Source organism: Pseudomonas sp. EU05-FHT14B02, assembly GCF_058791055.1.
This window is the reverse complement of record NZ_JBYTDD010000052.1, coordinates 1-14,427: the sequence shown is the minus strand read 5'-3', so window position 1 is coordinate 14,427 and position 14,427 is coordinate 1. Positions and strand designations below refer to the sequence as shown.

The window sequence follows — 14,427 nt, the reverse complement described above, 5'->3', positions numbered from 1 at the left end:
GCCTTGCTGAAAGGGCAAAGCGAATATCAGCCAAAAGCCAGTTGAGGGCTTTCCCTCAACCATAGAATCTCCCACAGTGATCTCTGGTGTACACCACATTTGTGTACGACAGCATTCCCTTGTGGGAGCGAGCTTGCTCGCGATGAGGCCGGCCCATGCAGCACAAATCTCAAGGCTCCAGCCCGATCCCCCGCAAAATCACACTGGTCACCGTCTGCACCGCTTTCTCGAACTGCATGTCCGACAGCGGCTGATGGTCGTTGAGAATGTTCACCTGGTGATCGAAGTCGGCGTAGTGCTGGGTCGAAGCCCAGATCATGTACAGCAGGCTCGAGGGCTCCACCGGCAGGATGCGTTTGTCCTCCACCCACTGGCGGATTTTCGCTTCCTTCATCTTGGCCCAGTCGTACAGGCTCGCGTCCAGCGCTTCGCCGAGGGTTGGCGCGCCATGGATGATTTCGTTGGCCCAGACTTTCGAGCCATAGGGCCGGCTGCGGGAATGGTTCATCTTGGCGCGGATGTAGCTGCTGAGCACCACACGCGGGTCATCGAACATCTCGAAGCACAGGGCGTCCTGCTTCCAGACTTCCAGCAAGTCAAACAGCACGGCGCTGTACAACTCGGTCTTGGTGCTGAAGTAGTAGTGCAGGTTGGAACGCGGCAGCTGCACTTCGGCGGCGATGTCGGCCATGGCGGTGCCGCCGAAACCCTTTTCAGCGAAGACTTTTTCCGCCCCCAGCAGGATTTTTTCGACGTTACTGCGACGAATCTCGATCTTGTGATTGCCCATGCAGATCCCCGACCACAACGTTGAGCAAGACTAGCATCCGCTCTAGCTCGCGGCGACAGGGTCAAACCAAACATTTCACTCCCCCGCCTTCCAGACAGGTCATCGTATAACTTCCGATTGACAACACTGAAACGGCCTGTAAATAATCGCCGTCAATGTTGTACGACGACGTATAACAAACAATAAAAACAAAAAGAAAGGGAGCGTCACAGTGAGCAAGCTCGCCCGCAATTCGTCCATCCGTAGTTCACGGCCTACCCTCATCCGTCGCCATTCTCTCAGCCTGATCGGCTGCAGCAGCCTGGCCCTCGTCCTGCCCATCACCTGCCAGGCCGAAGGTTTCACCGACGACGCCAAGGCCACGTTGAACCTGCGCAACGCCTACATCAATCGCAACTACACCAACCCGGCTTACCCCCAGGGCAAGGCTGAAGAGTGGACGCAGAACTTCATTCTCGATGCCCGCTCCGGTTTCACCCAGGGTCCTGTGGGCTTGGGTGTCGATGTGCTGGGCCTGTACTCGCAGAAGCTTGATGGCGGCAAAGGCACCGGTGGCACCCAACTGTTGCCGATCCACGACGACGGCCGCCCCGCCGACAATTTCGGCCGTCTCGGCGTGGCGCTCAAAGGCAAGATCTCGAAAACCGAATTGAAGGTCGGTGAATGGATGCCGGTGCTGCCGATCCTGCGTTCCGACGATGGCCGTTCGCTTCCGCAGACCTTCCAGGGCGCTCAGGTGACCTCCACCGAAATCAGCGGCCTGACGCTCTACGGCGGTCAATTCCAGAAAAACAGCCCGCGTAACGACGCGAGCATGGAAGACATGTTCATGAACGGCAAAGCGGCGTTTACCTCGGACCGTTTCAACTTCGGCGGCGGTGAATATGCGTTCAATGAAAAGCGCACGCAGGTCGGCGTCTGGTACTCGGAACTCAGTGACATTTACCAGCAGCAATACTTCAACCTGACCCACAGCCAGCCCGTCGGCGACTGGACCCTGGGCGCCAACCTCGGTTACTTCATCGGCAAGGAAGACGGCAATGCCAAGGCCGGCGACCTCGACAACAAGACCGCGTTCGCCCTGCTTTCGGCCAAATATGGTGGCAACACCTTCTACGTCGGCCTGCAAAAACTCACCGGCGACGACGTCTGGATGCGGGTCAACGGCACCAGCGGCGGCACCCTGGCCAACGACAGTTACAACTCCAGCTATGACAACGCCCGGGAGAAATCCTGGCAGGTGCGCCACGACTACAACTTCGCCGCCCTGGGCGTTCCGGGCCTGACCCTGATGAACCGCTACATCAGCGGTGACAACGTGCACACCGGGAGCATTACCGACGGCGAGGAATGGGGTCGCGAATCGGAGCTGGCCTACACCGTGCAAAGTGGTGCGCTGAAAAACCTCAACGTGAAATGGCGTAACGCAACCATTCGCAAGAGCTTCAGCACCAACGAATTCGATGAGAACCGGATTTTCATCAGCTATCCGATCAGCCTGTTGTAAATACCGAACCATTGTGGGAGCGAGCCTGCTCGCTCCCACAAGAGCACCTTGGAAGGCTTGGAACGACCCTCCGTCAATTACCACCAATGTCGCGTTGACAAGAGCCGGAAACCCTAACGATACTTCAGCACAGTCATACGACAACCTACAACAAACCAATAACAACAACTGTTTGTCCAGGATTCCCATGACAATCACTGCAACCGCCCGCATCCCTTTCAATCGCCTGCTGCTAACCGGCGCCGCCGGTGGCCTCGGGAAAGTCCTGCGCGAAAGCCTGCGCCCCTACGCCAATGTGATTCGCCTGTCGGACATCGCCGACATCGCACCGGCCATGGATGATCGCGAAGAAGTCGTGCCCTGCGATCTGGCCGACAAACAGGCGGTGCATCAACTGGTCGAAGGCGTGGACGCGATCCTGCACTTCGGCGGCGTGTCGACCGAGCACTCGTTCGAGGAGATCCTCGGCGCCAACATCTGCGGCGTGTTCCATATCTACGAAGCCGCGCGCCGCCACGGGGTGAAGCGGGTGATCTTCGCCAGTTCCAACCATGTGATCGGCTTCTACAAGCAGGACGAGGTGATCGACGCCCACTCCCCTCGCCGCCCGGACAGTTACTACGGTTTGTCCAAGTCCTACGGCGAAGACATGGCCACCTTCTACTTCGACCGCTATGGCATCGAGACCGTCAGCGTGCGCATCGGCTCATCATTCCCGGAACCGCACAACCGCCGGATGATGAGCACCTGGCTGAGCTTCGGCGATCTGACCCAACTGCTCGAGCGCGCCCTGTATACGCCGGATGTCGGCCACACCGTGGTCTATGGCATGTCCGACAACAAGGACATCTGGTGGGACAACCGTTACGCCACGGTCCTGGGTTTTGCCCCCCAGGACAGCTCCGAAGTGTTCCGCGAAAAAGTCGAAGCCCAGCCAATGCCCGCCGCCGATGACCCGGCGCGGCTCTATCAGGGCGGCGCCTTCTGCGCAGCCGGGCCGTTCGGTGACTGAGCCTTCGCGCGTTGCTTGATCCCCACAAAAAAAGCCAAGGGAATGAGTTGCCATGCAAGCTGAATTGATTGTCGACGCCCGCAACGCGGTCGGTGAAAGCCCGGTCTGGGTGCCTGAAGAAAACGCCCTGTACTGGGTCGATATTCCCGCCGGCGGTTTACAGCGCTGGAGTGCCGATACCGGGCAGGTGGATGCCTGGAAAACCCCGCAGATGCTCGCTTGCATCGCCCGTCATCGTGACGGCGGCTGGGTCGCCGGCATGGAGAGCGGGTTCTTCCGCCTGCATCCGCACAGCGACGGCAGCCTCGACAGTGAACAACTGGCCCAGGTCAACCATGCCCGCGCCGACATGCGCTTGAACGACGGCCGCTGCGATCGTCAGGGACGCTTCTGGGCCGGCAGCATGGTGCTGGACATGGGCGCCAATGCCGCCGAGGGTACCTTGTATCGCTACAGCTCCGGGCAACCCGGGCCGCTCGACGCGCGACTCAGCGGTTTCATCGTGCCCAACGGCTTGGGCTTCAGCCCGGACGGGCGAACGATGTACCTGTCCGACTCTCATCCACTGGTCCAGAAAATCTGGGCCTTCGACTACGACATCGAAACCGGTACGCCGTCTAACCGCCGCCTGTTCGTGGACATGAATCAGTACTGTGGTCGCCCCGACGGCGCGGCGGTCGACGCCGATGGCTGCTACTGGATTTGCGCCAACGACGCCGGCTTGATCCACCGTTTTACCCCGGATGGCCGACTTGACCGCTCCCTCGCCGTACCGGTGAAAAAACCCACCATGTGCGCCTTCGGTGGACCTCGACTAGACACGCTGTTCGTGACTTCGATCCGCCCCGGCGACGACCATGATCCGCAATCACTGGCCGGTGGCGTATTCGCCCTCGACCCCGGCATCAAAGGTCTACCCGAACCCCGTTTCAACGACTGAGCAACCTCAAAAGAAACGCGCTCCTGCTGCATCGCTGTGCCTTGAACAAAAAAAACAATAAAACTGGAGACACCCCCATGGACTTCAAACGCACCTTGCTCGCCGCTGCACTTCCATTAGCCTTCTCCCTCAGCAGTGCCGCCCAGGCACTGGAAATCAAATTCGCCGACATCCACCCCGCCGGTTACCCGACCGTGCTGGCTGAAGAACAACTGGGCAAAACCCTGGTGGCCGACAGCAACGGCGCGCTGACCTTCAAGATGTTCGCCGGTGGCGTGCTCGGCTCGGAAAAAGAAGTGGTCGAACAAGCCCAGGTCGGTGCCGTGCAGATGGCCCGGGTCAGCCTCGGCATCGTCGGGCCGGTGGTGCCGGACGTGAACGTGTTCAACATGCCGTTTGTGTTCCGTGACCAGGCGCATATGCGCAAGGTCATCGACGGTGCGGTGGGCGATGAAATCCTCGACAAGATCACCAACTCCGAATTCAACCTGGTCGCCCTGGCCTGGATGGACGGCGGCACGCGCAACATCTACACCAAGAAACCGGTGCGCAGCCTTGAAGACCTCAAGGGCATGAAGATCCGCGTGCAAGGCAACCCGATGTTCATCGAGACCATCAACGCCATGGGCGGCAACGGCATCGCGATGGACACCGGCGAAATCTTCAGTGCCCTGCAGACCGGTGTGATCGATGGCGCGGAAAACAACCCGCCGACCCTGCTCGAACACAATCACTACCAGAACGCCAAGTACTACAGCCTGACCGGCCACCTGATCCTGCCCGAGCCAATCGTGATGTCGAAAATCACCTGGGACAAACTCACCCCAGAGCAGCAAGCCCTGGTGAAGAAAACCGCCAAGGCGGCCCAGGCCCAGGAACGCACCCTGTGGGATGCGAAATCGGCCAGCAGCGAAGAAAAACTCAAGGCCGCCGGCGTCGAGTTCATCACCGTCGACAAGAAACCTTTCTACGAGGCCACTGCCTCGATCCGCGAGAAATACGGCGCCCCCTACGCCGATCTGATCAAGCGTATCGAAGCCGTTCAGTAACCCTCCCTGCATTCAAGAAAGGCCCGGCGCCGCTGACGTTGGTGTACGTCAGTGCGCGCCCGGTTACGGTGGAACCCGATGAAGAATCTGCTGCTGCGTATCAACGACAGGATTTACATGACCTGCATCTGGGTTGCCGGCCTGTCGGTCCTGGCCATTTCCCTGATGATCCCCTGGGGCGTTTTTGCCCGTTACGTGCTCGGTACCGGCTCCAGTTGGCCGGAGCCCACCGCCATTCTGCTGATGATGGTCTTCACCTTCATCGGCGCCGCCGCCAGCTACCGGTCCGGCTCGCACATGGCGGTGGCGATGCTCACCGACCGCATGCCACCGCACCTGCGAAAGGCTGCGGCCATTGTCGCGCAACTGCTGATGGCGACCATCTGCCTGTTCATGGCCATCTGGGGCAGCAAGCTGTGCATGTCCACCTGGAACCAGTTCATGAGCGCCCTGCCGACCCTGCGGGTGGGCATCACGTACATGCCGATTCCGGTTGGCGGCGTGCTGACGCTGGTGTTTGTCCTGGAAAAACTCTTGCTCGGCGACCAGAGCAACCGTCGGGTCGTGCGTTTCGACCTCGTTGAAGAAAACGAAGGGGCTGCCTGAATGGACGCTTTTATTCTGTTGGGCAGTTTTATCGCGTTGATCCTGATCGGCATGCCGGTCGCCTACGCCCTGGGGTTTGCCGCACTGATCGGCGCCTGGTGGATCGACATCCCGTTCCAGGCGCTGATGATTCAGGTGGCCGGGGGCGTGAACAAGTTCTCCCTGCTGGCGATTCCTTTCTTCGTCCTGGCCGGCGCGATCATGGCCGAGGGTGGCATGTCCCGGCGCCTGGTGGCGTTTGCCGGGGTGCTGGTGGGTTTCGTGCGTGGCGGCTTGTCGCTGGTCAACATCATGGCCTCGACCTTCTTCGGCGCGATCTCCGGTTCCTCGGTGGCGGACACCGCCTCGGTCGGTTCGGTGCTGATTCCGGAAATGGAACGCCGTGGCTATCCCCGGGAATTCGCCACGGCGGTGACCGTCAGCGGTTCGGTGCAAGCGCTGCTGACACCGCCCAGCCACAACTCGGTGCTCTACTCCCTGGCCGCCGGCGGCACTGTGTCGATTGCCTCGCTGTTCATGGCCGGTGTGGTGCCGGGCCTGTTGATGAGCGCCTGCCTGATGGTGCTGTGCCTGATCTTCGCCAAGAAGCGCGACTACCCAAAAGGCGAAGTCATTCCGATGCGCGAAGCGCTGAAGATCTGCGGCGAAGCGCTGTGGGGCCTGATGGCGATGGTGATCATCCTCGGCGGCATTCTGTCGGGTATTTTCACCGCCACCGAGTCTGCGGCGATTGCAGTGCTGTGGTCGTTCTTCGTGACCATGTTCATCTACCGCGACTACAAATGGAGCGAACTGCCCAAACTGATGCACCGCACGGTACGCACGATTTCGATCGTGATGATCCTGATCGGCTTCGCCGCCAGCTTCGGCTACATCATGACCCTGATGCAAATCCCGGCGAAGATCACCACGCTGTTCCTGACCCTGTCGGACAACCGCTACGTGATTCTGATGTGCATCAACGTCATGCTGCTGTTGCTCGGTACGGTCATGGACATGGCGCCGCTGATTCTGATCCTCACGCCGATCCTTATGCCGGTGATCCTCGGCATTGGCGTGGACCCGGTGCAGTTCGGCATGATCATGCTGGTGAACCTGGGCATCGGCTTGATCACACCGCCTGTGGGTGCGGTACTGTTCGTGGGGTCGGCGGTGGGCAAGGTCAGTATCGAATCCACCGTGAAAGCCCTGCTGCCGTTCTACGGCGTGCTGTTCCTGGTGCTGATGGCCGTGACCTACATCCCGGCAATCTCACTGTGGTTGCCGCATCTGGTGTTGTGATGTTCAAGGCAAGGGAGGCGCATCCTCCCTTGCCACAACCATTCTTGAAGCAGGCCAACATGTCGCTGACATTGATCAAGCTCGAAGACGAATTCACCCACCTCACCCTCGCCCCGGCACTCGGCGCCAGCATCGTCAACTGGACCGTGCGCAGCACCGGTCAGCCCTTGCTGCGCCACGCCGATGAGCACGCTTTGAACACCGGCCTGCCCGGCAAACTCGGCTGCTTTCCCTTGATCCCCTGGTCCAACCGCATCGCCGAAGGTGGTTTCGCTTGCCCCGACGGCTGGCTGGCCCTGGCGCCCAACAGCCTCACCGATCCCCTGCCGATTCACGGCAGCGCCTGGCAGCAGCCATGGGACGTGGTTACCCAATCTAAAGATGAAGTGATCCTGCAACTCGACAGCACAACCCCCTTCGCTTATCGCGCCCGGCAACGTTTTCACTTGAGCGCGGGCAAGCTGAGCATCGAACTGCACGTCACGCATCTGGCTGAACACGCGGCGTGGCATGGCCTGGGATTGCATCCGTATCTGCCGCGCACACCAAACACCCGACTACAGGCGCCCGCCCGGCAGGTGTGGATGTGCGACGGGGCAAAACTGCCGACCGAACTCAGCGCATTGCCGGTCGAGTGGGATTTCCAGCGACTGAAGGCATTGCCCGAATCCCTGGTGGACAACGGATTCTGCGAATGGAACGGCCACTGCCTGATCGAGCAAGCGGATCTTGGTTACGCACTCGACTGCCAGGCCACCGGCAGCGATTACTACCTGCTCTATTGCCCTGTGGGGCTGGATTTTTTCTGCATCGAACCGGTGAGCCACCCGGTCAACGCGCATCACCTGCCCGGTCGGCCAGGGTTGCGCTTGCTGGAACAGGGTCAATCCACCGAACTGGGCTTCACCCTGCAATATCGGCCGCTTCAGGCAGATGCCCCCAACAATTGACTCAACACCGCTCGCAACTTGCCGGGCTTGACCGGTTTGTTCAGCAAGGGGGCGTTGAGCCGCTGCAACGCACGCCGACAATGGTCGGTGCGGTCGGCGGTAATGATCACCGCGGGAATGTCCTGGCGGAAATGCTCACGCAAATGTCGCACCACATCGCAGCCGACCACCCCGTGATCGAGGTGGTAGTCCGCCAGAATCAGCTCCGGCGCCTGTCCGCGTAACGCTGCCAGTGCAGCCGCTTCATCGGTGGCCACCAGAACGTCGCAGCCCCACTGCCCGAGCAACGCGCCCATGCTTTCGAGAATGCTCACTTCGTTGTCGATCACCAGTAAACGGCGGCCCGGCAGCGGATTGCCGGTGCCCGGTTGTGGTACCGCCTGGCTCACGGGCAACGGAACCTCGTCGGATATCGGCACCTCGATGCTGAACATCGAACCCCGCCCCGGCAACGAGTACACGCCGATCCTATAGCCAAGGATCTTGGCGATGCGCTCGACAATCGCCAGCCCCAGGCCCACGCCCTTGCGGTCGGCGGCGCGACCGACATCCAGTTGGTTGAACTCTAGGAAGATCGAATCGAGCCGGTCGTTGGCGATGCCACGCCCGGTGTCCCAGACCTCCAGGCGCAACATCTCGCCTCGACGCCTTGCCCCCAGCAGGATGCTGCCTTCATCGGTGTAGCGGCAGGCATTGCTGAGGAAGTTGCGCAGGATCCGCGTCATCAGGCGCAAGTCGGTGCTGATGGCGTAATCGGCCATGCGCACCCGCAGGTTCAAGCCGGCCGCCTGGGCGACGGACTGGAACTCCGACACCAGCGGCCCAAGCAGTTCGTCGAGGCGGTACGACGCGATGTCCGGCTTGACCGCGGCCTGATCGAGTCGGGAAATGTCGAGCAGATCCGTCAACAGGTCTTCGGCCCCTTCCAAGGCCTGGTGAGTGCGTTCCACCAGCACCTGTTCGGTTTCCGGCAACTTGCGTTCGCGCAAGGTCGAAATCAGCAACCGCGCGGCGTTCAGCGGTTGCAACAGGTCGTGGCTGGCGGCGGCGAGGTATTTGTCCTTGCTGTGATTGGCGGCCTCGGCGGCATCGCGGGCATCGCGCAAGGCCTTGGCGATCTGTTTACGCTGGATGATCTGCTGCTGAAGGTTGCGGTTGGCTTCGAGCAGTTCATTGGTGCGCGAGACGACGCGCAGCTCCAGTTCGTCATTGAGTTGCTGCAGGCGTTGCTGGGCCTGTTTGCGCTCGGTGATATCGGAAACGAACCCCTCCACCAGCCCTTCCTGGCCAGGTTTGAGCAGCAGGTTCATCAACACATCGAGATGGCTGCCGTCCTTGCGACGCAAGCGGGTTTCATAGCCGTGCAGGCTGCGCTGGTGCCTGAGGATCTCGCCAATGTTTTCCAGCTCCTGCGCGCCGTCGACGAACAGGGCGCCGGCCAGGTCGGTCAGGGAGAACAGCACCTCCTGCGGGTCCTGATAGCCAAGCATGCGTGCCAGCGCCGGGTTGGCGGCACGCATGCCATCGTGCAGGCTGGCCTGGAAGATCCCGTGCACCGCGTTTTCGAACAGCCACTTGTAGCGGTTACGCTCGGCTTCCAGATCATCCAGGCGCGCGGCCAGTTCCGGGTAATGACTTTTGCGCGCCGAATGGCTGCCCAGCCCCAGCAGCCCGGCCAGGGCGCGTTGTTGCTCGTCAGAGGGCTTCGCCATAGACGACCTCGACATCACGCTGGCTGGATTCACGCGGGTTGGTCAGGATGCACGGATCGTGCATCGCATGCTGCGACAGGAACGGAATGTCCGAGCTCCTGACGCCATGCAAACCGAGAGTTTCGTGAAAGCCGATGGCGTGCTTGAGAGCGATCAGGTGTTCGACCAGGCGCCCACAGATCTGCCGGTGACTCAGCCCTCGGCAGTCGATGCCGAAGGTCTCGGCGATCACCTTGAAGCGCTCCGGTGCCGAGTTGTAATTGAAGGCCACCACATGCTCGACGAGCACCGCGTTGCACAGGCCGTGGGGCAGGTCTAGAAAGCCGCCGAGGCTGTGGGACATGGCATGCACGGCGCCCAGGATGGCGTTGGAAAATGCCAGCCCGGCCTGCATGCTGCCGAGCATGATCTTCTCGCGCAGGGCGATGTCGGTCGGGTTGGCGATCATTTGCACCAGATTGCCATTGATCAGGCGCATCGCCTCCAGTGCATGGGGGTCGGTCAGCGGCCCATGGCCGGTGGACACGAAGGCTTCGATGGCATGCACCAACGCGTCGATGCCGGTACAGGCCGAAAGGAACGGGTCCATGCTCAGGGTGGTTTCCGGGTCGATCAGCGAAACGTCCGGGACCACGGCCTTGCTGACGATGGAGAACTTCATGCGCTCCTGCTGATTGGAAATGATCACAAATTGCGAGACATCGGCCGAGGTGCCGGCGGTGGTCGGAATCAGGATCAGCGGAGGGCTGGGCACGCGGATGGTGTCCACGCCCTCGAAATCGAGAATACTGCGGCCATGGGCGACGACGATGCCGATGCCTTTACCGCAGTCCATCGGGCTGCCACCACCGACGGCGACGATCACGTCGCAGTGGTTTTCCCGGTACATCTCGGCACCGAGCATCACCTCTTCGACCCGTGGGTTGGGCGAGACATCGCTGTACAGGCAGTATTCGATGCCCAGCGCTTGCAGGCTGGCCTCGACATCGGCGACCCAGCCGGCGGCGATCACGCCGGGATCGCTGACCATCAGGACCTTGCGTGCGCCAAAGGTCTTGGCGTAATTGCCGACACTGTGCCGGCTACCGGCACCGAAGATGATTTCAGGGGAAACGAACTTGCGCAGCTGGTTGAGACTCTGGCTCATTGGAAAGCCTGTTTTTATTGTTTTGGAAGGTAGAAACCACACTAAACCATCCAGCTGCGAATGCAATCAGACCAATGGGGTAGCAGGCTGGGGCGTACTCGCACTCTGTATTCACCGCAGATCCCCTGTGGGGGCGAGTTTGCTCGCGATGAGGCCCGTGCAGACAAAGTAAACTTCAGCCAGGAAGCAATTCGTCAATGTGCCGATACTCGGCCTGCAACTGCGCCGCCAATACTCTGCTGCGCCCGAGCCGGATCGGCCCGCGCTCGATGTCGATCAGCACCCCCGGGCACTCCAGCACGGGCAACAACGGCCAGTCCTTCAGCCGTCCATCGGTCACCAGCAACAACCGCTGCTGCTCTGCCGGAAAACGCTTTTGCCGTGCACCTAGCCATCGCCCCGCTTCGCCCAACGCGGCCAGTAACGGCGTACCGCCCCCGGCGCCAAGGCCATCGAGCCAATGGCGCAACCCGGTCGAGGCCTTCAACCCCTGCACCTGCCACTTCGGTGCAGCACCGCTGGCCGTGAGCAGGGCCAAACGCGCACGCTGGCGATAGGCATCGTCGAACAACTGCGCCAGCAAGCCCTTGGCATCGCTCAATGCCTGATGACGACGGGTCGATGCGGAGGCGTCAACGATGACCAGCCACAGTTCATGGGGCGAGCGAGTACGCAGCTGAAACAACAGGTCGTCGCGCTGACGCGGTCGGCCTTTGAGCAATGTGCCAGGCCAGTTGACCGAGCCGCTACGGGCCGTATGACGATTACCCTGTTTGCCGTGGTCCAGCCGCCCGGCTCGGGGTCTGGCATTCGCCCCCGCATCGGAGCGTGGGCGAATGCCTAGGGCTTTTTTGGCCAGCTCGGCACTTCACGTCGAGCACCGACCGCCAGCGCCTGGGCAGGCAACTCGCCCCACTGGCCCTGCCCTTCGCTCGGGTTGGCGTGCTGCGGCGCCGATTGTTGCGTCGCCTGGGATGACTGAGGCGTCGGTGCGCAATGTTCGCGACGGCGATGGCGCAAGGCGAACTCGGCGACTGCGTCGATATCTTCCTCGGCGATGGCGTTCGCCCCGCGCCAGGCAGCGTGAGCCCGGGCAGCGCGCAGCCAGACCAGATCGGCGCGCAAACCATCGACGCCAGCGGCGAAGCAACGTTCGGTGATGTGTGCCAGCGCCTGGTCGTCGAGGGGAATGCTTGCCAGTGCATTGCGTGCGTTCTGGCAACGGTCACGCAGAGTCGCCTGTGCGGATTCCCATTCGGCGCAGAAACCTTGCGGGTCGGCGTCGAAATCCAGGCGACGACGGATGATCTGACCACGCTCGACCGGCGCGGTGTGACCACCGAGGGCGACGTTCAAACCGAAACGGTCAAGCAATTGCGGACGCAGTTCTCCCTCTTCCGGGTTCATGGTGCCAATCAGCACGAATTTTGCCGAATGCCTATGGGAAATGCCGTCACGCTCCACCAGATTGGTGCCGCTGGCGGCTACATCGAGCAGCAGGTCAACGAGATGATCGGACAACAGATTGACCTCGTCGACATAGAGCACGCCACCGTCAGCCTTGGCCAGTACGCCGGGGGAAAACTGGGCGCGACCTTCGCCCAGTGCTGCATCGAGATCGAGGGTGCCAACCAGCCGTTCCTCAGTGGCGCCCAGCGGCAAGGTGACGAACTGACCGCTGGCCAGCAGATCCGCCAAACCCCGGGCAAGGGTCGACTTGGCCATGCCCCGCGGGCCTTCGATCAGAACACCGCCGATTTTCGGGTCTATGGCGGTCAGGCACAAGGCCAGCTTCAAATCGTCGGCGCCGACCACGGCGCAGAGCGGGAAATGCGGGGTGTCGGTCATTGTTCTATCTCGGTCATGGTCGGTGATCTCACTGGCGCCGCAATCCCTGCAGGAGCGAGCTTGCTCGCGATGGAGGAATGTCAGGCAACATTTTTGTCGACTGAACGCATGTCATCGCGAGCAAGCTCGCTCCCACAGGTTTAAGTGCGTCAGCCGTCTTCTTCTATATCCAGCAACAGATTCTCCAGGGCCTCGCGGTACTCGCCGGGCTCCTTCCACATTCCCCGTTGTTGCGCCTCGAGCATGCGCTCGGTCATGTCGCGCAAGGCATGAGGATTGTGTTCGCGAACAAAATCCCGGGTGTCCGGATCGAGCAAATAGGCATCGGCCAGCAACGCGTACTGGTGATCGTCAATCAACAGCGTGGTGGCGTCAAAGGCGAAAAGGTTGTCGACCGTCGCAGCCATTTCGAACGCACCTTTGTAGCCGTGACGTTTAACGCCTTCGAGCCACTTCGGGTTGGCTGCCCGGGAGCGGATCACCCGGTTCAGCTCTTCCTTCAAGGTGCGAATCTTCGGCAGGTCCGGCTGGCTGTGATCGCCATGATAGCTGGCCGCCGCCTCACCTTTCAGGCTTTCCACCGCCGCGAGCATGCCGCCCTGGAACTGGTAGTAATCGTTGGAGTCGAGCAGATCGTGCTCGCGGTTATCCTGGTTTTGCAGCACCGCCTGTACCTGACTCAGGCGCTGGCTGAACTGTTCGCGGGCGGCGGTGCCTTCGTCGGAACCGCCGTAAGCGTAGCCACCCCAGTTGAGGTAGACCTCGGCGAGGTCCTCGCGGCGCTGCCACAGGCGACCGTCGATGGCGCCCTGCACACCCGCGCCGTAGGCACCGGGTTTGGCCCCGAATATCCGCCAGCCGGCCTGACGTCGCGCTGTGTCTTCATCGAGCCCTGCCTGCAGCAAGGCTGCACGCTCGGCGCGTATCTTGGCTGCCAACGGGTTCAGGTCGTCCGGCTCATCGAGATCGGCCACCGCTTGCACCGCCGCATCAAACAAACGAATCAGATTGGCAAAGGCATCACGGAAGAAACCGGACACACGCAAGGTCACGTCCACCCGCGGTCGGTCGAGCAAACTCAACGGCAGAATCTCGAAATCATCGACCCGCTGGCTACCGGTGGCCCAAACCGGGCGCACGCCCATCAGCGCCATCGCCTGGGCGATGTCATCGCCACCGGTGCGCATGGTTGCGGTACCCCACACCGACAAGCCGAGCTGGCGCAAATGATCGCCGTGGTCTTGAAGGTGCCGTTCGAGAATCAGGTTGGCCGACTGGAACCCGATGCGCCACGCAGTGGTGGTCGGCAGGTTGCGCACGTCCACCGAATAGAAATTGCGCCCGGTGGGCAGCACGTCAAGACGACCACGACTGGGCGCGCCGCTGGGACCGGCCGGGACGAAGCGACCGCTAAGCGCGTCGAGCAATCCGCGCATTTCCGCCGGACCGCAGGCGTCCAGACACGGGGCAATGACATCACGCAAACCATCGATAATGGCTTGCACCTCAGTCCAGTCCGCCTCCTGTAGGAGCGAGCCTGCTCGCGATGGTGTGTCAGCCACATTGATGTCGACTGACACACCAT

Annotated in this window: 13 protein-coding genes; 7 read left to right on the top strand and 6 right to left on the bottom strand. The window is 61.3% G+C overall.

What is annotated here, in order from left to right:
* Nucleotides 1-169: 169 nt before the first annotated feature.
* Entirely contained in the window at nt 170-790 is a 621-nt protein-coding gene (locus AC3WTM_RS29220; protein ID WP_102671363.1) for a TetR/AcrR family transcriptional regulator, read from the bottom strand.
* 211 nt (nt 791-1,001) lie between these two features.
* Between AC3WTM_RS29220 and AC3WTM_RS29215 the strand changes: the two genes are divergently transcribed.
* The 7 genes from AC3WTM_RS29215 to AC3WTM_RS29185 all read left to right on the top strand — a co-directional run bounded on the left by AC3WTM_RS29215 (nt 1,002) and on the right by AC3WTM_RS29185 (nt 8,135).
* Nucleotides 1,002-2,297 (top strand): OprD family porin, encoded by a 1,296-nt coding sequence (locus AC3WTM_RS29215; protein ID WP_102671362.1) that lies wholly within the window; start codon nt 1,002-1,004, stop codon nt 2,295-2,297.
* 187 nt (nt 2,298-2,484) lie between these two features.
* Entirely contained in the window at nt 2,485-3,309 is an 825-nt protein-coding gene (locus tag AC3WTM_RS29210) for an NAD-dependent epimerase/dehydratase family protein (protein ID WP_102671361.1), read from the top strand.
* Nucleotides 3,310-3,361: 52 nt separating this feature from the next.
* A complete protein-coding gene (locus AC3WTM_RS29205; protein ID WP_102671360.1) occupies nt 3,362-4,249 on the top strand; it encodes an SMP-30/gluconolactonase/LRE family protein in 888 nt (295 codons plus the stop codon).
* A gap of 77 nt (nt 4,250-4,326) precedes the next feature.
* Nucleotides 4,327-5,298 carry a TRAP transporter substrate-binding protein gene (locus AC3WTM_RS29200; RefSeq protein ID WP_102671359.1) on the top strand — a complete coding sequence of 324 codons (972 nt, stop codon included), beginning with the start codon at nt 4,327-4,329 and terminating at the stop codon, nt 5,296-5,298.
* A 78-nt stretch (nt 5,299-5,376) separates the two neighbouring features.
* Nucleotides 5,377-5,904: a TRAP transporter small permease gene (locus tag AC3WTM_RS29195; protein WP_102671358.1), complete on the top strand. Its 528-nt coding sequence runs from the start codon at nt 5,377-5,379 to the stop codon at nt 5,902-5,904.
* Nucleotides 5,905-7,185 (top strand): TRAP transporter large permease, encoded by a 1,281-nt coding sequence (locus AC3WTM_RS29190; protein WP_102671357.1) that lies wholly within the window; start codon nt 5,905-5,907, stop codon nt 7,183-7,185. It begins immediately after the preceding gene.
* A 59-nt stretch (nt 7,186-7,244) separates the two neighbouring features.
* Nucleotides 7,245-8,135: an aldose 1-epimerase gene (locus AC3WTM_RS29185; protein WP_102671367.1), complete on the top strand. Its 891-nt coding sequence runs from the start codon at nt 7,245-7,247 to the stop codon at nt 8,133-8,135.
* On the opposite strand, the gene AC3WTM_RS29180 is transcribed toward AC3WTM_RS29185, so the two are convergent.
* From AC3WTM_RS29180 to AC3WTM_RS29160, 5 genes are all read right to left on the bottom strand, one after another.
* Nucleotides 8,111-9,847, bottom strand: coding sequence for a PAS domain-containing hybrid sensor histidine kinase/response regulator (locus tag AC3WTM_RS29180; RefSeq protein ID WP_102671356.1), 1,737 nt, complete (start codon nt 9,845-9,847; stop codon nt 8,111-8,113). The two genes, AC3WTM_RS29185 and AC3WTM_RS29180, sit on opposite strands and share 25 nt — an antisense overlap.
* On the bottom strand, nt 9,831-10,994 hold the full coding sequence (gene ercA / locus AC3WTM_RS29175) for an alcohol dehydrogenase-like regulatory protein ErcA (RefSeq protein WP_102671355.1): 1,164 nt from the start codon (nt 10,992-10,994) through the stop codon (nt 9,831-9,833). Before ercA ends, AC3WTM_RS29180 begins: the two co-directional genes overlap by 17 nt.
* 175 nt (nt 10,995-11,169) lie before the next feature.
* Nucleotides 11,170-11,715: a vWA domain-containing protein gene (locus AC3WTM_RS29170; protein ID WP_173677946.1), complete on the bottom strand. Its 546-nt coding sequence runs from the start codon at nt 11,713-11,715 to the stop codon at nt 11,170-11,172.
* A 119-nt stretch (nt 11,716-11,834) separates the two neighbouring features.
* Nucleotides 11,835-12,842, bottom strand: coding sequence for a magnesium chelatase ATPase subunit I (locus AC3WTM_RS29165; protein ID WP_102671353.1), 1,008 nt, complete (start codon nt 12,840-12,842; stop codon nt 11,835-11,837).
* Between the two features lie 149 nt (nt 12,843-12,991).
* A partial coding sequence (locus tag AC3WTM_RS29160) for a cobaltochelatase subunit CobN (protein WP_492587679.1) occupies nt 12,992-14,427 on the bottom strand: 1,436 nt, incomplete at its 5' end.